The 19,860-nt window shown below is 64.2% G+C and carries 16 protein-coding genes; 12 read left to right on the forward strand and 4 right to left on the reverse strand.

The genetic code is table 11. From position 1 onward, the window contains the following. Position 1: 1 nt before the first annotated feature. From LDZ26_RS21915 to LDZ26_RS21970, 12 genes are all read left to right on the forward strand, one after another. The gene (locus tag LDZ26_RS21915; protein WP_244850740.1) at positions 2-745 is read left to right on the forward strand and encodes a hypothetical protein; all 744 of its coding nucleotides are present in this window, start codon (positions 2-4) and stop codon (positions 743-745) included. A gap of 141 nt (positions 746-886) precedes the next feature. Beyond that, positions 887-2,152 (forward strand): nitrate/nitrite transporter, encoded by a 1,266-nt coding sequence (locus tag LDZ26_RS21920; RefSeq protein ID WP_244850741.1) that lies wholly within the window; start codon positions 887-889, stop codon positions 2,150-2,152. 54 nt (positions 2,153-2,206) lie between these two features. Further along, positions 2,207-3,592 (forward strand): NarK family nitrate/nitrite MFS transporter, encoded by a 1,386-nt coding sequence (locus LDZ26_RS21925; RefSeq protein ID WP_244850742.1) that lies wholly within the window; start codon positions 2,207-2,209, stop codon positions 3,590-3,592. A 187-nt stretch (positions 3,593-3,779) separates the two neighbouring features. Continuing rightward, positions 3,780-7,487 (forward strand): nitrate reductase subunit alpha, encoded by a 3,708-nt coding sequence (locus LDZ26_RS21930; RefSeq protein ID WP_244850743.1) that lies wholly within the window; start codon positions 3,780-3,782, stop codon positions 7,485-7,487. Further along, positions 7,484-9,028: a nitrate reductase subunit beta gene (gene narH / locus LDZ26_RS21935; RefSeq protein ID WP_244850744.1), complete on the forward strand. Its 1,545-nt coding sequence runs from the start codon at positions 7,484-7,486 to the stop codon at positions 9,026-9,028. Before LDZ26_RS21930 ends, narH begins: the two co-directional genes overlap by 4 nt. Before the next feature lie 13 nt (positions 9,029-9,041). Next, complete coding sequence (gene narJ / locus LDZ26_RS21940; RefSeq protein ID WP_244850745.1) at positions 9,042-9,725, forward strand: nitrate reductase molybdenum cofactor assembly chaperone; 684 nt, start codon at positions 9,042-9,044, stop codon at positions 9,723-9,725. Further along, positions 9,722-10,396 (forward strand): respiratory nitrate reductase subunit gamma, encoded by a 675-nt coding sequence (gene narI / locus LDZ26_RS21945; protein WP_244850746.1) that lies wholly within the window; start codon positions 9,722-9,724, stop codon positions 10,394-10,396. The genes narJ and narI overlap by 4 nt, the downstream gene beginning before the upstream one ends. Before the next feature lie 5 nt (positions 10,397-10,401). Continuing rightward, positions 10,402-12,300 carry a type IV pili methyl-accepting chemotaxis transducer N-terminal domain-containing protein gene (locus LDZ26_RS21950; RefSeq protein ID WP_244851128.1) on the forward strand — a complete coding sequence of 633 codons (1,899 nt, stop codon included), beginning with the start codon at positions 10,402-10,404 and terminating at the stop codon, positions 12,298-12,300. 33 nt (positions 12,301-12,333) lie between these two features. Then, a complete protein-coding gene (locus LDZ26_RS21955) occupies positions 12,334-13,047 on the forward strand; it encodes a response regulator (RefSeq protein ID WP_244850747.1) in 714 nt (237 codons plus the stop codon). A 61-nt stretch (positions 13,048-13,108) separates the two neighbouring features. Then, positions 13,109-14,317 (forward strand): nitronate monooxygenase family protein, encoded by a 1,209-nt coding sequence (locus tag LDZ26_RS21960; protein ID WP_244850748.1) that lies wholly within the window; start codon positions 13,109-13,111, stop codon positions 14,315-14,317. A 106-nt stretch (positions 14,318-14,423) separates the two neighbouring features. Further along, the gene (locus LDZ26_RS21965; RefSeq protein ID WP_244850749.1) at positions 14,424-14,645 is read left to right on the forward strand and encodes a DUF3079 domain-containing protein; all 222 of its coding nucleotides are present in this window, start codon (positions 14,424-14,426) and stop codon (positions 14,643-14,645) included. Positions 14,646-14,776: 131 nt separating this feature from the next. Beyond that, on the forward strand, positions 14,777-15,208 hold the full coding sequence (locus tag LDZ26_RS21970; protein ID WP_244850750.1) for a hypothetical protein: 432 nt from the start codon (positions 14,777-14,779) through the stop codon (positions 15,206-15,208). A gap of 26 nt (positions 15,209-15,234) precedes the next feature. Here LDZ26_RS21970 and LDZ26_RS21975 read toward each other — a convergent pair whose 3' ends face one another. The 4 genes from LDZ26_RS21975 to LDZ26_RS21990 all read right to left on the reverse strand — a co-directional run bounded on the left by LDZ26_RS21975 (position 15,235) and on the right by LDZ26_RS21990 (position 19,837). Continuing rightward, positions 15,235-15,537, reverse strand: coding sequence for a hypothetical protein (locus LDZ26_RS21975; protein WP_244850751.1), 303 nt, complete (start codon positions 15,535-15,537; stop codon positions 15,235-15,237). Between the two features lie 102 nt (positions 15,538-15,639). After that, positions 15,640-16,623, reverse strand: coding sequence for a spore coat U domain-containing protein (locus LDZ26_RS21980; protein WP_244850752.1), 984 nt, complete (start codon positions 16,621-16,623; stop codon positions 15,640-15,642). Positions 16,624-16,668: 45 nt separating this feature from the next. Then, on the reverse strand, positions 16,669-19,023 hold the full coding sequence (locus LDZ26_RS21985) for a fimbria/pilus outer membrane usher protein (RefSeq protein ID WP_244850753.1): 2,355 nt from the start codon (positions 19,021-19,023) through the stop codon (positions 16,669-16,671). Between the two features lie 88 nt (positions 19,024-19,111). After that, a complete protein-coding gene (locus LDZ26_RS21990) occupies positions 19,112-19,837 on the reverse strand; it encodes a molecular chaperone (protein WP_244850754.1) in 726 nt (241 codons plus the stop codon). Between the last annotated feature and the right edge of the window lie 23 nt (positions 19,838-19,860).

Consider the following 19,860-nt stretch of genomic DNA (forward strand, 5'->3'; position numbering starts at 1 on the left):
CATGAAGAAGAAACTCATCCTGCTTGCCGTCAGTGTGCTCACGCCGATGCTCGCGCACGCCGGTTGCGAAGACATGATGCAGACGTGGGCAAACACGCTGCATCCCGAGAAGACGCTCGATAGCGCGCTCAGCGTCTGCGCGACGTGGCCCGCGAGCCCCGCGTTGACGCTCGCGGCGCTTGCGTTCTCCGGCGACGAGACGCAAGCGCAGGAGAACGCTGAGAACCTCGAGGTGCTCGTCGCCGATACCGCGACCGGCGCGATCGTCGCGCACGTGTATCAGCCGGGGGCGATCGGACAGCGCGCAGGCGCGTCGGCAGATATTGCGCTCGACACGGCGCCGTATCGACTGGCTCCGGCGCGGCGTGCGTTCGGCGTGCGCATGAGTCTCGACGGATCGTCGGGGCCTAAGCCGCATGGCGCGACATCGCTGAGTCTCTATGCGTTCGACGGCCAGGCGCTGCGCCCGGTGCTCGATCGGCTGACGATCGCGCAGGCGAGCGGCGAATGGGACACGCATTGCGACGGCTGGTACGACTCGATCAAGCGGACGCTTTCGATTGGCGCCCCTGGCGCGGAAGGCTATGCGTCGTTGCATGTTGCCGAGAAGACGGTGCATAGCGTGTCGCGCATCGTCAAAGGGGCGTGCGTGAGCAGGAACGGTGTGCCGAAGGGAAAGAGCTTCAGGCTCGTCTATCGCGACGGGCGCTACAGTTTGCCGACAGACTTGCAGCGTAACGGCTGAAGGAAGATGCCGCGATCCGCGCGGCGCTTCTACTCCTTTTTGACTAGCGACGTTCCGTCGCGCTCCTCCGCCCGGCGGATAGTCGCTCAGCTTCGCGCTGCGTAACCTCGCGATGAAGTCTTTCATCACGAGGAACAGACGATGACCGTCGTCAATACGCCCGCCGCGTCTTGCGCCGCGAACGATGCCACCGCGTGGCGCGTGCTCGGCGCGAGCACATTTGCCTTCACGGTTTGCTTCGCCGTCTGGATGGTGTTCGCCATCCTCGGCATCCCGCTCAAGCAGCAACTGCATCTTTCCGACACCGAGTTCGGGCTGATCGCCGCGACGCCCGTGCTGACCGGCTCGCTCGCGCGCGTGCCGCTCGGCATCTGGACGGACCGCTACGGCGGCCGCGTCGTCTTTTTCTGGACGATGATGGTGACCGTTGTGCCAATCTGGCTGATCGCGTATGCCGACGCGTTGTGGCAGTTCCTGTTGCTCGGGCTGTTCGTCGGCATCGCCGGCGCGGGGTTTTCGGTCGGCACGCCGTATGTCGCCCGCTGGTTCCCCAAGTCGCGTCAGGGGCTGGCAATGGGCATCTTCGGCGCGGGCAATTCCGGCGCGGCGGTCAACAAGTTCGTCGCGCCAGTACTCATGCTCGCGGCGGGCACGTGGACCATCGTGCCGAAAGTCTATTCGGTCGCCATGCTCGTCACGGCGCTCGTCTTCTGGCTGCTCTCGGCCACGAATCCGGCGCATCGCAGTGCGAGCGCACAAAGTTTCGTCGCGCAGTTGAGCGTGCTCAAAGACCGGCGCGTGATGCGCTATGCGCAGTACTACTCCGTCGTGTTCGGCGGCTATGTCGGTCTGTCGCTGTGGATGCCGCAGTACTACGTGACGCAGTACGGCTTGCCTATCGAGCACGCCGCGTTTCTGGCCGCCTGCTTTTCACTGCCGGGCGGCGTGTTGCGCGCGCTGGGCGGCTGGATGTCCGATCGCTTCGGCGCATACCGCACGACGTGGATGGTCATGTGGGTCGCGTTGGCGTGCTTCTTTCTGCTGAGCTATCCCGCGACCGATCTCGTTATTCATGCCGCGAACGGCCCGCTTGCGTTTCATATCGCCACGGGACCGGTCGCCTACACGGTGCTGATCTTCGTCGTGGGCGTCGCCATGGCGATCGGAAAGGCGTCGGTCTTCAAGTTCATTTCCGAAGACTTCGCAGCGAACATCGGCGCGGTCTCCGGCGCGGTCGGGCTCGCGGGGGGGCTCGCGGGCTTCTTACTGCCGATTCTTTTCGGTTTGCTGATGGATCTGACCGGCGTGCGCACCACCTGTTTCATGCTGCTGTTCGGCGCGACTGCGGTCAGCCTCGTCTGCATGCATTTCACATTCGAACCGCAGCGGCCCGCGCTCGCTGCCTGACGTATCCAGCGCGCGGACGCTGGCGTGCCGCGCGTTCAACACAAGGCGCATTTCATGTCACGTTATCTCCTCACTCGATGGGAGCCTGAAAACACGGGCTTCTGGCGCGATACGGGCGAAGCCATCGCGCGTCGCAATTTGTGCATTTCCATTCCGGCGCTCATGCTGGCGTTCGCCGTCTGGTCGCTGTGGAGCGTGGTCGTCGTCAATCTGGACAAGGGCGGCTTCCACTTCTCGAAAGATCAGTTGTTCTGGCTCACTGCGTTGCCGGCGGTGTCGGGCGCGACGCTGCGCATCTTCTATTCGTTCCTCGTGCCGATTTTCGGCGGACGGCGCTTCACGGCGTTATCCACCGCGAGCCTGCTGATTCCCGCGCTCGGCATGGGCTTCGCGCTGCGCGATCCTTCGACCACGTATCCGACGCTGCTCGTGCTCGCATTGCTCTGCGGTTTCGGCGGCGCGAATTTCAGCTCGTCGATGGCGAACATCAGCTTCTTTTTTCCGAAGGCCAAGAAGGGCTTCGCCACGGGAATGAACGCGGGGATCGGCAATCTGGGCGTGTCTGTGGTGCAGTTCGTCACGCCGCTAGTTATCGCGGGATCGGTGTTCGGCACGCTCGGCGGCGCGGGGCAGTCGTATGTGTCGCACGGCCTCGAGCGCGGCATCTGGCTGCAGAACGCGGGTTTCATCTGGGTGCCGTTCATCGTGGCCTCCGCGCTCGCGGCATGGTTCGGCATGAACGATATCGCGGACGCTAAGGCATCGTTCGCCGAACAAGCCGTCATCTTCAAGCGTAAGCACAACTGGCTGATGTGCCTGCTTTATATCGGCACGTTCGGTTCTTTCATCGGCTTCTCCGCAGGTCTCGCCTTGCTGACGAAAGCGGAGTTCCCGTCGGTGAATCCGACTGCCTATGCGTTCCTCGGCCCGCTCGCCGGCGCGCTCACGCGGCCGGTCGGCGGCTGGATTTCGGATCGCATCGGCGGCGCGCGTGTGACGTTATGGACCTTCATCGCGATGATCGCAGCCGTGATCGGCGTGATCGCCTCGCTGCCGCACGACGGCGCGCCCGGCAGCTTCGCAGCCTTCCTCGCAATGTTCATCGTGCTGTTCGCGCTGACGGGCATCGGCAACGGCTCGACGTTCCGCATGATTCCGGTGATCTTCCTCACGCAGAAGCAGCGGGAAGCCGCCGAGAAGTCCGAAGCCGACAAGAAGCACGCTATCCACGACGCCAGCAAGGAATCCGCAGCAGTTCTCGGCTTCGCGGGTGCGATCGGCGCGTACGGCGGCTTTTTCATCCCGCGCAGCTTCGGCACGTCGATTGGCGCGACGGGGTCGCCCGTGTTGGCGCTGTACTGCTTCATCGCGTTCTATGCGGTGTGCGCCCTGGTGACGTGGTGGTGCTACGCGCGACGCAACGCGCCGATGCCTTGCTGACCGCGTGGACTAACACCAAAGGCTTATACGCGCCGCAAGAACCTACGCCTTCGGAGATGCCTTGAACGCACCATTCGGACGATGGGCGCGCGCGTTCGGCACACCTACACTCGACATCGATCTATCAACATAAGCCGCTGTGCGCACCAGCCATGGCGCGCGCAGAGCCGCAGAGCCGGAGAATCGGATGAGTCACTTCTTGGACCGCCTGAAGTTCATGTCCCGCGTCAAATCCACGTTCGCGAATGGACACGGCGCGGTCGTGGACGAGGACCGCAAGTGGGAGAACGGATATCGCAGCCGTTGGCAGCACGACAAGATCGTGCGCTCGACGCATGGCGTGAATTGCACGGGCTCCTGCTCGTGGAAAGTCTATGTCAAGAACGGCTTGATCACCTGGGAAACGCAGCAGACGGACTACCCGCGCACGCGCCCCGATCTGCCGAATCATGAGCCGCGTGGATGCCCGCGCGGTGCGTCGTATAGCTGGTACGTCTACTCCGCGCAGCGCGTGAAATACCCGCTGGTTCGCGGCCGGCTCATCGAAATGTGGCGCGAGGCTCGCAAGACGCTCGCGCCCGTCGCGGCGTGGGCGTCGATCTGCGAAGATCCCGAGAAGGCCGCGCGCTACAAGCGCGTGCGCGGCCTCGGCGGCTTCGTGCGCGCGGACTGGGATACGGTGACGGAGATCATCGCGGCGGCCAACGCGCATACCATCGGCAAGTACGGTCCGGACCGCGTGATCGGCTTCTCGCCGATTCCGGCCATGTCGATGGTCTCGTATGCCGCAGGCGCGCGCTATCTGAGCCTGATCGGCGGGGCCTGCCTCTCGTTCTACGACTGGTATTGTGACTTGCCGCCCGCATCGCCGCAAATCTGGGGCGAACAGACCGACGTGCCCGAATCGGCCGACTGGTACAACTCGACGTATCTCATGGTCTGGGGCTCGAACGTGCCGCAGACGCGCACGCCGGACGCCCACTTCTATACCGAAGTGCGCTACAAGGGCACGAAGACCGTAGCGGTGTCGTCGGACTTCGGCGAGATGGTCAAGTTCGGCGACATCTGGCTCGCGCCGAAGCAGGGCACCGACGCCGCGCTGGCCATGGCCATGGGCCATGTGGTGCTCAAGGAGTTTCACGCGAGCGGCAAGTCGGCGTACTTCCGCGACTACGTGAAGCAGTACACCGACATGCCGATGCTCGTGCTGCTTCGCGAGCGCGAAGGCACGCTCGTGCCCGACCAGTTCCTGCGCGCATCGCAGTTGCAGGGCAATCTCGATGAGGCGAACAATCCGCAGTGGAAGACGCTCGTCATCGACGAGAAGACCGGAGATATTGTCGCGCCGAACGGGACCATCGGTTTTCGCTGGGGCGAGCAGAATCATGGCGAAGGCGCGAAGGCGGGTCGCTGGAACCTCGAGCAAAGGGACGGCGGATCGGGCCGCGAAATCCATCCGCGTCTGTCGCTCGTCGCTACGCACGACGATGTCGTCGATGTAAGCTTCCCGTACTTCGGCAGCGAGCACGATGCACTGCTCGCGCGGCGCGTGCCCGTCCGGCGCATCACGCTTGAGGACGGCACGAGCGCGCTGATCGCGACGGTGTACGACCTCCAGATGGCGAACTATGGCGTCGATCAGGGCCTCGGCGGCCCGAACGTCGCCGCGTCGTTCGACGACGACGTGCCCTACACGCCTGCGTGGCAGGAAAAGCACACCTCGGTGCCGCGGCACCTCGTCATTCAGGTGGCGCGCGAGTTCGCGGACAACGCAGACCGCACGCACGGCAAGAGCATGGTGATCGTCGGCGCGGCGCTGAACCACTGGTATCACAATGACATGATTTATCGCGGCATCATCAATCTCTTGATGATGTGCGGATGCGTCGGTCAGAGCGGCGGCGGCTGGGCGCACTACGTCGGACAGGAAAAGCTGCGTCCGCAGTTCGGCTGGGCGCCGCTCGCGTTCGCGCTCGACTGGTCGCGCCCGCCGCGCCAGATGAACGGCACGTCGTTCTTCTACAACCACACGAGCCAATGGCGGCACGAGAAGGTGAGCGTCGAGGAAATTCTCGGTCCCGGCGCGGACAAGGCGCGCTACGCGGGCCTCTCGATGATCGACCTCAATGCCAAATCCGAGCGCATGGGCTGGCTGCCCTCGGCGCCGCAGCTCGGCGCGAATCCGCTCGATATCGCGGACGCCGCGAAGCGCGCCGGACGCGAGCCGATCGAATATGCGGTGGAACAGTTGAAGTCCGGCGCGCTGAACCTCGCGTGCGACGATCCCGACAATCCCGCCAACTTCCCGCGCAACATGTTCGTTTGGCGCTCGAATATTCTCGGAAGCTCGGGCAAGGGCCACGAATACTTCCTGAAGTATCTGCTCGGCACGCAAAACGCGCTTTTCGACGACGAGTCCGCCGCCATCAAGCCGACCGAAGTGAAAGTGCGTCCGGCCGCCGAGGGCAAGCTGGACTTGCTGACGGTGCTCGATTTCCGCATGAGTACGACCTGCCTGTACGGCGATATCGTGCTGCCGAGCGCGACGTTCTACGAGAAGGACGACCTCAACACCTCGGACATGCATCCGTTCATCCATCCGTTGTCGGAGGCGGTGCAGCCGTTGTGGGAAAGCAAGACCGACTGGGAGATCTACAAGGCCATCGCGAAGAAATTCTCCGAGATCGGCGGCGCGCATCTCGGCACGCGCACCGATCTCGTGACCACGCCGCTCATGCACGACACGCCGGGCGAACTCGGACAGGCTTTCGAGCCGAAGGACTGGCGCGCGGGCGAATGCGATCTCATTCCGGGCAAGACCGCGCCGGCCATGACGCTGGTCGAGCGTGACTACCGCGCCATCTACGACAAGTTCACTTCGGTCGGGCCGCTGCTGGAAAAGCTCGGTAACGGCGGCAAGGGCATCAGCTGGAATACGGCGCACGAAGTCCGCGAGCTGGCGACGCTATCCGGCGACAAGAACGGCCGCCCGCGCCTCGATACGGCCGTCGATGCCGCCGAGATGATTCTCACCTTTGCGCCCGAGACGAATGGACACGTCGCCGTCAAGGCATGGGACGCGCTGTCGAAGATCACGGGACGCGATCACACGCATCTCGCAGCGGGGCGCGAGCACGACAAGATCCGCTTCCGCGACGTTCAGGCGCAGCCGCGCAAGATCATATCCGCGCCGACATGGTCGGGCCTGGAATCCGAAGAAGTCAGCTACAACGCGGGCTATACCAACGTGCACGAACTGATTCCGTGGCGCACGCTCACCGGTCGGCAGCAGTTCTATCAGGACCACCGCTGGATGCTGGATTTCGGCGAGGGTTCCTGCGCGTACAAGCCCGCCATCGACACGAAAACCATCGCGCCGATGCTAGGCGCCAGGCCGAACGGCGAGCAGGAACTCGTCCTCAACTGGATCACGCCGCATCAGAAGTGGGGCATCCATTCGACCTACACCGACAACCTGCGCATGCTCACGCTATCGCGCGGCGGGCCGCACGTGTGGGTGTCGGAAGCAGAAGCCAAGGAGGCCGGCCTCGCCGATAACGACTGGGTCGAGGTGTTCAACAGCAACGGCACGCTGACGGCGCGAGTCGTCGTTAGCCAGCGCGTTCCGCGCGGCATGTGCCTCATGTATCACGCGCAGGAAAAGATCATCAATGTGCCCGGCGCGGAAATGAGCGGCATGCGCGGCGGCATCCATAACTCGGTGACGCGTACCGTGCTGAAACCGACGCACATGATCGGCGGCTATGCGCAACAGGCGTATGGCTTCAACTATTACGGAACGGTCGGCAGCAATCGCGACGAATACGTGATCGTGCGCAAAATGAAGAAGGTGGACTGGCTCGAAGGTCCGCTCAAGGAAGGAGCAGCATCATGAAAATTCGCGCTCAAGTGGCGATGGTTCTGATCCTGGACAAGTGCATCGGGTGCCACACGTGTTCGGTCACGTGCAAGAACGTTTGGACTGCGCGTGATGGCGTCGAGTACGCGTGGTTCAACAACGTCGAGACGAAGCCAGGCATCGGCTATCCGAAGGAATGGCAGAACCAGGAGAAGTGGAACGGCGGCTGGGTCCGCAGAAGCGACGGGCGCATCGAGCCGCGTCAGGGCGGCAAGCTCAAGGTGCTGGCCAACATGTTCGCGAATCCGAATCTGCCCGCCATCGACGATTACTACGAGCCCTTCACGTTCGATTACGAGTCTCTTCAAAAGGCGCCGCTGTCCGAAACCCCGCCGACCGCGCGCCCGGTCTCGGCCATCACGGGCAACAAGATGGACAAGATTCACTGGGGGCCGAACTGGGAAGACGACCTTGGCGGGGAATTCGACTCGCGCAGCCGCGACAAGCTGTTCGAGAACGTGCAGAAGGAGATGTACGCGAGTTTCGAGAACACGTTCATGATGTACCTGCCGCGTCTTTGCGAGCATTGCCTGAATCCGGCGTGCGTCGCGTCGTGTCCTTCCGGGTCCGTGTACAAGCGCGAGGACGACGGCATCGTGTTCGTCGATCAGGACAAGTGTCGCGGCTGGCGCATGTGCGTGTCCGGCTGCCCGTACAAGAAGATGTACTTCAACTGGAAGTCGGGCAAGGCGGAGAAGTGCGTCTTTTGCTTTCCGCGTATCGAAGCGGGGCAGCCTACCGTCTGTTCGGAAACGTGCGTCGGGCGCATCCGTTATCTCGGCGTCATGCTGTACGACGCGGATCGCATCGGCGAAGCGGCATCCGTCGAGAAGACCACCGACCTGTATCAGGCGCAGCTCGATCTCTTCCTCGACCCACACGATTCTTATGTTCGCGCCGAAGCACTGCGTCAGGGAATCGCGCAAAGTTGGGTGGATGCCGCCGCGCGCTCGCCGGTGTATCGCATGGCGTGCGAGTGGAAGGTGGCGTTCCCGTTGCACCCCGAATACCGCACCTTGCCGATGGTCTGGTACGTGCCGCCGCTTTCGCCCATTCAGTCCGCGGCGGATGCCGGCCACATGGGCATGAACGGCGTGATTCCGGATGTCCAGAGCTTGCGCATTCCCATGCGCTATCTGGCGAATCTGCTGACGGCGGGCAATGAAGCGCCGATCGTTTCCGCGCTCACCCGGCTGCTCGCCATGCGCGCGTACAAGCGGGCGGAAACGGTGGACGACGTCGCGGACGAAGCCGTTCTGCGCGATGCCGGCCTTACCGCGTCGCAAGTGCAAGACATGTATCGACTCATGGCGATCGCCAACTACGAAGACCGCTTCGTTGTGCCTTCGTCGCACAAGGAGATGGCCGAGGACAGCTTCGACGAGAAGGGCAGTTGCGGCTTTTCGTTCGGCAACGGCTGTTCGACGGGCGTGTCGGGCGGCTCGCTGTTCGGCTCGCGTGCGCACGGCGAGGTCGCATTCGCGGACTTGCCGACATCGCGCAAGAAAGTCGTCTGACCGAGGAGCTACGATGTCGCTTTATCGCATTCTTTCCGCATTGCTCGACTACCCCGGACCCGCGCTGATCGACTCATTGCCGCAGATCGAAGCCGCGCTCGCCGAGTGGCCGCAGGCGAGCGCGCACCTTGGGCCGCTGATCGACGCGCTGAAAACGCGCTCGCTGATCGCGCTACAAGAAAACTACGTGGCCACTTTCGATCGCACGCCGTCGCATTCGCTGCATCTCTTCGAGCATGTGCACGGGGAGAGCCGCGACCGCGGTCAGGCAATGGTGGACTTGCTGGATGAATACCACGGCTTGGGCCTCGAAGTCGCGCGAAACGAGCTGCCGGACTATGTGCCGCTTTTTCTGGAAGTGCTCGGCCTGATTGAGCCGGCCAAGGCGCAGGCGCTGCTCGACGATGCGATCCACATTCTCGATGCCATCGGCACGCGGCTCGCAGAAGGCGGTAGTCCGTACGCGGGCGTGTTCGCGGTGCTGCGCGGCCTCGCGTCCGTCGAGCCGCGTCCGCTCATGCAGCCGCCGGTGCGCGACATGGACGAAGCGCTGGACATGTTCGGCCCCGGCCACGACGGCGTCGAGCCGCTGCTCGTGCCGTCGCATCCGGTGACGGTGCAGCCTATCCGTTTTCATCCGCGCAGCTTTGCATCGGCTGCGGAACAAAGCACATCAACCGCAAAGGAGGCGCGGTGAATACCTTTCTCTTTGGCATTTATCCGTATATTGCGGCGTGCATCTTCCTCTTCGGCAGCCTCATGCGCTTCGAGCGCGAGCAGTACACATGGAAAGCGGATAGCACGCAGCTGATCGAGCGCGGAAACCTGAGGCTCGGAAACATCCTGTTCCATGTCGGCATTCTCGGCTTGTTCTTCGGCCATCTCGTCGGATTGCTGACGCCGGTCGCGGTCTGGGATTGGCTCGGCGTCGCGCACAGCGTGAAGCAGGCTGTCGCGATGATCGCGGGCGGCGCGATGGGCGCGATGTGCCTCGCCGGGCTCGCGATCCTGCTGCACCGCCGGCTCACGAGCGCGCGGCTCTCGGCGCTCACGAAGACGGGCGATCGCGTGCTGCTGCTCTGGATTCTGGTTACGCTGCTGCTCGGTCTCTCGACAATCGGTGAATCCGCCGGGCATCTGGATGGCGCGATGATGGTTCGTCTCATGACATGGGCGCAGCGCATTGCAACGTTCCGTGGCGACGCGGCAAGCTATGTGGCGAGCGCGCCGCTCGTCTTCCGGTTGCATCTTTTCATGGGCATGAGTCTCTTCGTCATTTTCCCGTTCACGCGCCTCGTGCATGTATGGAGCGGCTTCGCGTCGGTGACTTATGTCGCCCGTGCGTGGCAGCTGGTTCGCACGCGCTGAGCACGATGGGCCGCGCGTCGTACCCGCAGCCGCGCAAGCGGCTCACCCGGCGCATCGTCCGCCTGTCGACGGTGGCGCTCGTGCTCGTGCTCGCGATGATCGGCGGTACGTTGTGGCTATCGTGGCAACTGCAGGGCGCGGGCGCGGCGATCAACGATGCTGGCAGCCTGCGGATGCGCGCGAATGCCGTCGGCATTGCCTTGCTCACGACTCAGCCCGACGGCGACCGATCCGCGCTGAACGCGCAGATCGACCACATGAACGCGACGCTAGCGAGTCTCCGGCAGGGCGATCCCGCGCGGCCATTGTTTCTTCCGGACGATGCCGGCATACGCCAGCAATTCGATACGGTCGAATATGTATGGCGCAGCGCGCTGGAACAGCAGGCGCGCTATGCGTCGAGCGCGTCGGCGTATCTGGCGGCGCTGCCGCCGTTCGTCGCGCAGGCGGACGCGCTCGTGAGCCTGATCGAGCGCGACAACGCGCGCAAGACGGCATGGCTGCGCACGTCGCAGGTCGCGCTCGCGGCCATGTCGTGCCTCGGTACGGTGGCCATCGTGTATTTGCTTTTCGTCTGGTTCGTCGCGCCGGTTCAGCGATTGCAGGAAGGGCTGTTGCGAATCCGGAAGCGTCAGTTCGAGGCGCGCTTGCCCGTCATGACGCTCGACGAGTTCGGCCAACTCGCCGCGGGTTTCAACCACATGGCGGCGGAACTTCAGCAGCTTTATGGCGAGCTCGCCAAGCGCGTCGAATCGAACATGGCTGAACTGGAGGCACAGAATCGCGAATTGTCCGCGCTCTATGAAATGACGGCGTTTCTGAATTTGCCGAACGATGTCGGGGCGCTGTGCCAAGGCTTCATCTCGCGGCTGACGCGCGAGTTCGGCGCATACGGCGCGACCGTGCGACTGATGTCCGAGGAAGATGGGCACCTGCATCTGATTGCATACGAAGGACTGCCCGAAGAACTGGTGAACGCGGAGCGTTCCATGCCTCCCAACGACTGTTTGTGCGGGGACGCGGCGGCTCATGGAGCGCCGGTGGTTCATCACATGTCGCGGGCGACGCGTCCGCGATGCCACCGGAACGACTTCAACGGCCTCGTGGCGTTCGGCATCGTGTCGCAAGGCGAGAAGCTCGGCTCCTTCTCGCTGCATTTCAAGCATCCGCGCGTGTTTCCTCCTTCGGAAATGCAGCTTCTCGAAACGCTCGGCAAACATTTAGGCACGGCCGTCAAGAATCGGCGCCTCGCGGCGCTCGAGCGGCAATTGGCGGTGTCGGAAGAGCGCAACCTCGTCGCTCAGGGACTGCATGACAGCATCGCGCAAAGCCTCAACTTCTTGAAGATGCAGGTGCATATGCTCGATGCCGCCGCGAGCGACGACCGGATGGACGAAATCCGGGAGATCGTGCCCTTGCTCGCGGGCGGCGTCGCGGAAAGCTACGAGGACGTGCGCGAGCTGCTCATCAACTTTCGCTCGAAGCTCGGCACGGGCAAGCTCAGGCTCGCGGTCGAGAGCACCGTCGATCGCTTCAGATCGCAATCCGGCATACCGGTGGCACTGGACTATCGCGAGGCGGGCGGGCCACCGCTCGCCGCCGATCATCAGTTGCAGATTCTCTTCATTCTGCAGGAGGCGCTCTCTAACATTCGCAAGCATGCGGAGGCAACTGAGGTCCATGTGACGATCGTCAATGAAAGCGAATTCAGGCTGCTTGTCGAGGACGATGGCCAAGGCTACGATCTTCAAGACATGGGCACTCTGGACGAAAGGCACGTAGGCTTTCACATCATGCGCGAACGCGCCGAGCGGTTGTCGGCGACCTTGCGGTTGACCGGCGCGCCGGGGCGCGGCGCGCGCGTCGAACTGGTTCTTCCGCCTCATGCGCGTCAGGCCGTCTGACATCCCGCTTCATCTGTCGTCCTGCATTTCAACATGGCCATCCGCATTCTGCTCATCGACGATCACACGCTGTTTCGCTCCGGCGTGCGCGCGCTCTTGCAGCGCCAGCCGGACCTGGAAGTCGTCGGCGAGGCGGCGGATGGGCTCGAAGGCGTCAAGCGGGCAAAGCAGTTCTGCCCGGACGTCATTCTGCTCGACATCAACATGCCCGGACTTTCCGGGCTCGAAACACTGCGGCTGCTCGCTCAGGATTTGCCGCGCGCCGCTGTCGTCATGCTCACGGTGTCGGAGGACGTCGACGAGTTGACCGTGGCGCTGCGCGAAGGCGCATGCGGCTATTTGCTGAAAAGCATCGAAGCTGAGACGCTTTGCGTGGCCATTCGAAAGGCGGCGGCGGGCGAACCCGTTGTCGCGGATGACATGACCGCGAAGCTCGTCGCAAGCATGCGGCGGCCCGCGACGCTGGCGGAAGCCGGGCACGGGCCGCTGACGTCCTCGCTGGCTCCTGCGTCCGATCCGCTCACGTCGCGCGAGCGCGACATCATTCGCGAGCTCTCGCGCGGAGGGAGCAACAAGGAGATCGCGCGCACGCTTTCGCTGGCTGAGAGCACGGTGAAGATTCACGTGCGGAACATCTTGCGCAAGCTCAACTTCACGAGTCGCGTCCAGGTCGCGCTCTACGCCGCGGGGCACGACGCGGATCGCTCGGACGCGGTGACGGCGCCGGTCTTCCACGAAACACCATGAACGCCGCTTGACCTTAGCGGCGTATCGACGGCTTTTGCCGACCACATCAGGCAGTCAGATCATGAATCGAAATCAAGCTGGAATTCAACCTTCTCCGAGCGCGGGAAAGAACGCGTTCGCGTCGCTGGTCATTCGCGGGCGCAGCGTGCTGCCGATCGTGCAGGGCGGCATGGGCGTCGGCATTTCGGCGCACCGGCTCGCGGGCAGCGTGGCGCGAGAAGGGGCGGTCGGCACCATCGCGAGTATCGATCTGCGCCATCACCACGCCGATCTGCTCGACATGTGCCGCGCCGATCCGTCGCGCGAGACGCTGGAGCAAGCGAATCTGACCGCGCTCCGACGTGAGATTCGCGGCGCGCGTGCATTGTCGGAAGGTCGCGGCATGATTGCCGTGAACGTGATGAAAGCGGTCAGCGCGCACGGCGACTACGTGCGCGTGGCCTGCGAAGAGCGCGCCGATGCGATCGTCATGGGCGCGGGCTTGCCGCTCGATTTGCCCGATCTGACGCAAGGCTGCGATATCGCGCTGATCCCGATTCTCTCCGACAGCCGCGGCGTCGCGCTCGTGCTGAAGAAGTGGATGAAGAAGGGACGCCTGCCGGATGCCATCGTGATCGAACACCCGGCGCATGCCGGCGGACACCTCGGCGTGAACGACGTCGCGGACATGGACAACGAGCGCTTCGGTTTCGCGCGCGTGCTCGCAGACCTGGAAACCGTATTCGCGTCGCTCGGACTGGCGCGTGCGGATGTGCCGGTGATCGTCGCGGGCGGCATCAACAGCCACGAAGCCGTGCGCATGTGGCTCGCGGCGGGCGCGAACGGCGTCCAGGTCGGCACGCCGTTCGCCGTGACGGAGGAAGGCGACGCGCATCCCGAATTCAAGCGCGTGCTCGCGCAGGCGAAGCCGGAGGATATCGTCGAGTTCGTCAGCGTGACCGGCCTGCCCGCGAGAGCCGTGAAGACGCCGTGGCTCATGCGCTACCTGCGCAACGAAGAGCGCATTCGCACGAAGATCGGCGCACGCAAGCAGACGTGCCCCACCGCGCTCGAATGCCTGAGCGCGTGCGGACTGCGCGACGGCATCGAGAAGTTCGGGCACTTTTGCATCGACACGCGGCTCGCGGCGGCGCTGCGCGGCGACGTGGGCAACGGCTTGTTCTTCCGGGGACGCGAGAAGTTGCCGTTCGGCGCGGCGATCCGCAGCGTGCGCGAACTGATCGAACTGTTGCTTACCGGCAGCACGCAGGCGGCGGTCGCGGCCGGTTGACTAGCGAACGGCAGGCGTTCGTGAGGAAGGTGACCAAGCCGCCGTCCGCGCACGTCGTAGCCTTCTTCACGCGACGAGCCACATCTGACCAAGGATCGAAGAGATCATGGCAAAGCGATTTCCCCTTCATCCCAAGCACCCGGAACGTAATTGCTGGGGTTGCGACCATTACTGCGGAGCGGAGGCGCTGCGTTGCGGAAACGGATCGAGCCGCACGCAGCATCCGGCAGAGCTGTTGGGCGAAGACTGGTACACATTCGGCGACTGGGGGCTGGACATCGTGGACGAGGCGACGTCCATCGAGCCCGCCGTCGCGACCACGCGCTGACGGCCTGCATCGACGCGTAAACGGAAACGCAGCGATCGCCGACCGGCGCGCCGAATTCGGCCTTCTCCTAAGCGCCGGCCATCATCGCGTGCCTAGAATTTGAGCAACTCACACCACCCGTTGCCACCGTCATGCGCACGAAGCTCGAATTCGAAACCCCGGAAGGCCGTCTGTCGCTATCGATCGACGATGTTCAGTTCATGGCCTACGACGCGGGCGAGGCGACACTGCGTTCGATGCGTCATTTCATCGAGCGCATGCGGTCGATGGGGCTCGGCGAACTCGCCGAAGCGCACGCGCGGTTGATCGCGCAGAACAAGCTTCATGTCATGGAGCTTCGCGAAGCTCGTCACGACGCCGAGGCGCTTCTCGCGTGCGGCGCAATCGGCGAGGCGATCGAAGACAGAATCACGCCTCGAATCGAGACGCTTCGCGAGGACATAGCCCGGACACACGCGCAACTGCGCGCGAGCGTCGAACGGCTGGCCGCGCTTTCAGCGGCTTGCCATGCAGCGTTGCAGCAGATTCCCGGCTATCGGCCGCCCAGCCGCCTGCGCGACTAATCGGCGACGCCACGCCGACCGAGAATCTATCCGCCCGAATACTTGCGCAACAACGCGCTCACATCGATGCGCTGCCCTTGCAGCAACAGCAGCCGCGCGTGCAAAACGAGGTTCTCGATGACCAGCAGCGCCGTGGTGAGCATATACGTGAGGTTCACATCGCCGGGATTGAGCCCGCTCGCCTGCAAGCTGCGATGCCTCTCCAGAAGCGAAGTCAAGACGAGCCCGCGCAGTTCCGGCTCGCCGAACGGCAGATCGCCGTAATCGACGGGATCTTCACGTTCCAGTTCCTCGAGCAGCCCTGTCAATTCGCTGATGGTCACTTCCATGGCGTCTCCGGCGAGCGGTTGCGTGGATGGCGGACAGCGTCTTCATGATGCCACGTCACAACGGAATGTGTATTGCGGTGTCTGCAGGCGCTTTGAGTCGAGTTAGAAGCTGACTGTCGCTGTGATCGTGTCCGAGTAGTTGCCCGCCGGCTGCGATGGTTGAGCCGGCACTTGGCCGTATACAACGAACGACTGCGACGAGCCCACGCCCGTGCCGGTGTTCGTCGTTGTGCCATTTGTGCCGTCGCCCCACGGGCGAGTGCGGGCCGCGTCGGCGTACAACTGGTAGTTGACCGTCGCGGCGCCGGATGGAAGCCCTAGCTTGCGCATCGCGACCGTGCCGCCGGGTGTCGTTCCGCCGTCCAGTGCGACGGTGTACGGGGCGCCGGAAACGCACGTCACCTGCACGGTGCTCGTCGCCTGAAGCGGCTGGTCGAGCAGACTCGCAGCGGGAAAGGCGAGCGGTGCCGCGACGATGTTGCAATCGGCGACGACGCTCGCAGTCAGCGTGAAGCTCGTTCTCCCGTTCGGGCTGATGAAGTTGGCGCAACTCGGCGGCGTGCCCGTGTAGCCCGAGTAGGCGAAGAGCGTGTCGTTGGTCGTGAACGTCAGCGTGTAGCTCCCGACGATGGCCGACACCTGATTCGCGTCGATGCGGCCATACATCGTCACATTGGTCGATGCGCTTCCCGCGGTCACGGGTAAATCCAACTGTACGAGCGGCGGCGATCCCGACGAATAGTACGAACCCCATATCGTTTGATGCGACGCGTCGGAATAGATGTTCGCTGTCAGCTTGTTGGCCGACGGTCCGCTCAAAACGCGCTGCACGAACGTGCTGCCTCCGGGCGCGCCGAGGCTCAGGCACAGCCTGACGGTCGCCGTCGAAAAGCCGGTGCAGTTGACGCCGATCGTGCCCGTCGCGTCGGCCGGAACGCCGCTGATGGTACTCACCGCGCCGAAGCTGATGTTGCTCGTGGTGAACGTACAGCTTTGCGACCACGCAATGCGCGGCAACACAGCGAACAGCAACGCGCACAGCGCCAGTCGCCTCCAGTCGAACGTCCGTTTCGCGGCGTCATTCATGGCGTGCGTCCTTGTGTTGGGGATTTCGGCCGAGGCCACGGCGCGTCACGGCTTTCTCGCCGCGCGGCACGCGATCGGACCGAGCTGCGGCATCGTCCGCGCCGTCGATGGATCGAAGGCCACGTCGGCCGCGCAATCGGTGTTCTTGCCGTGGATGGTCACCGCGTTCATGGTCGACAACTGTTCGAAGAACGCGACGCCGTCGTAACCGACGACTGCCGAAGCCCCCGTGTCCGTCACCGTCGCGATGCTGCCTGGCGGGATTGCGTTGCCATCGGCATCGACGAAACTCACCGACGCGCCTCGATAACGGCTCAAGCCGAAGCGCGCCAGCACGCCAGCGCGCCGCTGTGGCGCGACATCCATCTGTGTCTTGTCGATCATCGTATCGGCTGGCAAGGCGAGCGGATCGATGGCGAGCTGATTGCGCTGGTACGACGACAGGTCCGGCACGAGCAAGTAGCCGTCGCGGTTGGTCACGCCGACCACGCGGTTCTCCTGCAACACGGGCACACGGGCGACGCCGTCGGTCGAGACGAGCGCGAAGCCGTCGCCGAGCGAGCGCGAGGCCAGAACCGTCCCGTCCATCGCCACGAGCGCGCCCGCTGCCTGCAAGGTGCCCGTCGTGGTGCCGTTGAAACGCTGCGCCGTGGCCTGGAAGTCGCCGAAGCTCGCGCGATAATTCGCGCCGGCAAACGCATGGCGATAGTCCGCGCCCGCGCCGCCCTGCACGGCCCAGCCCCATCCGCCGCTGAAGTCGGCCGGGCGCGACGCGCTGACATCGGCTGTCGTATGGCCGCCCGATTGCGAAACGGTGGCGCTGGCGGAGGCATTGCCGCCCAGACTCATCGTCAGGCCGATCGATCCACCATAAACCTTGGTCTGCGAAAAGTCGCGAAAGACGCTCGCGAAGAGCGACAGGCGCGTGCCGAGTTGAGCGTTGAAAGCAAGCGTGACGACGCGTGCGTGGCCCGAGAACGTATCCTTCGAGTCGATATAGCTGACGCTCGCCGACTGCGTGCGAAAGAGCGCCACGGACGCGGTCGCCTGATAGAGGTGTTCGAACGTCGATGCGCCGCTCAGCGACGCGATGTCGCGATAGCCGCTCGTCGCGCGCGTGCCTTGCAGGTTCACCGAGAAGCGCGGGCCGATATATTGATAGCCGAGACTCGCGAGCGCGCCCGACTCCCCGTTCCCGTTGCTGCCCGCCACCGCGGCGCTCAGTGTGCCCCGGTTGCCCAAGGCCAGGACCGCGCCGGCGCCGCCGTTGCGCAAGTCCTTCGCCGCTTCCGCGTGCGCCTGAAGCGTGAGGCTGTCGCTCATTCCATAGTCGAAGGTGCCGCTAAATACGGGCGACGAGTCGTACGACCAGGATCGCAGGGTGTAGTCGTTGCGCAAGAAACCGAGCTCGACGGAGTAGTCGAAGAGGCCCTTCGCGAGCAGGCGCGTGTCCACGTAGAGGGGCACGCTCGTGGTCACGCGCCGGCCGAGCGCGTCGGTGACGACCACCTGCGCGACGCCCGCGCCCGTGAGGCTCGGCGCCTGCGCGATCTGAAACGGACCCGGCGCCACGTTGCCGCTGTATTGCCTCAGCCCGTTGATGTACAGATCCACCGCTGACGGCACGGCGGCGGCGCCCGTGAACATCGGCAGCGGAAAGGTGATGAGGTCGGGCCGAAGCGCGAAGTCGCGCCGAATCTGAATGCCCCCGAAGCGCACCGAGCGCGACCAGGCCAGCGACCCGGAGATTGCGTCGCCCACCGTCAGCGAGAAGAGCTTCGTGGCGTCGGTGTACGTCCAGTTCGTGTCGAGGCGCGTATAGCGGTTGATATCGGTGCCGTTCAGGTACGTGCCCGTGTTGTCGAACACGCCGAACGGCGAGAACAACCGCTGTTCGCTCCAGACGCCGAACTGATCGCCATGCGCTTCGCCCGACGAGCGCTGATACGTCGCATCGTAATTGAGAACGAAGCCGGTGCCCGGCGTCGCCTTCGGCACGGCAGGCACGCGATAGCCGATTCGTTGAGCGATCTGCCGGTCCGTGGCGACTTCGAGCACGGCTTGCTGAGTGCGTGCCACGTACGTCGCATGCACGCCCGGTATCGACGCAAGCGCGATCCAGCCATCCGCGCCGGGCTTGACGTCATCGACGCGGATGCCGGCGTTCACCAGCGATTGCGGCTCGGCGTAAAGCTCGCCGCCGCGCAATTCGAAATTGGATGGTTCGCCCTGGCTCGTCCCATTGACGACGATCTCGAGGACCAGCGATTCCGTCGCGGGCGCTGTCGAAGGACCGGCTTGCGAAGGGGCACTGCCGGTGAGACTCGGCAACGCGGCTGGACTGCCGCCTGTTATGTCGATCTGCGCAACGGCCGACTGGCCGATGACCGACAATGCCAACGCGACTCGGATGGGCCGGTATGGCCGGCCCCGTCGCGTTCCGTATCTGTCGCGCGAGGCGGTCATGTCGCGGTCCCGGATCGGCGGATCAGGGCGAACCGCTGCCGGTCAGTGGCGCTTTCATGCCATTGCCGTTGACCGTCGCTGACACGTCGCCGCTTCGGCCGCGCAGTAGACCCGCAGCGTTCGTGAGCGGCCATGAGCGCGTGCGGCCGGGCAGCACGTAGCCCAGCAATCCGGCCGCGACGGGCACGCTGGCACCGGAGATCGTGAGCGAGACCGCGCTCAGTCGCGCGTGCGTCTGTCCGGTGTTGTGTACGCGAAGGAAGGGCTGCCCGCTCTTCTCGACAATCGACCAATGCAACTCGGGCGGCGTCGCCTCGCCCGCTGGCGCAACGAAGAGCGGCACCGAATACCGGAAACGAAACTGCACGCCGTTGCGTCCACTGCCGCCTTCCGGCGGCAGTTCGTCGATCAAGAGCCTGTATGAACGCTCGCGTTGCGGAGCGGCGCGGTCGGCGCGAATCACGCGGATGACTTGCTGGCCGCCCGCCGGGATTTCGGCAATGGGAGGACTGGCGAGCAGATCGCGCGTCGGCGTGAGGCGGTCGTCTTCATCGGCCTGGTCCCAGTCGAATGCGCGCACTTGAGCGTGAATGGCGACGTCGCTGTCGTTGCGCAGATTGAGGACCTTGCCGCTTTCCGTAGCGGCCAGCGCAATGGAAACCGGTGAAATCTGTAACGAGGCACCCAGCGCCGACGTGACCTGAAACAGGGCAAAGACGAGCATGGCGAGAGCAAGCATTCGACGCATAAGCCGCCTCCTTTCGAGCGGTC

Origin of the sequence: Caballeronia sp. SL2Y3, from assembly GCF_022879575.1 — a bacterium.
Taxonomy (GTDB): domain Bacteria; phylum Pseudomonadota; class Gammaproteobacteria; order Burkholderiales; family Burkholderiaceae; genus Caballeronia.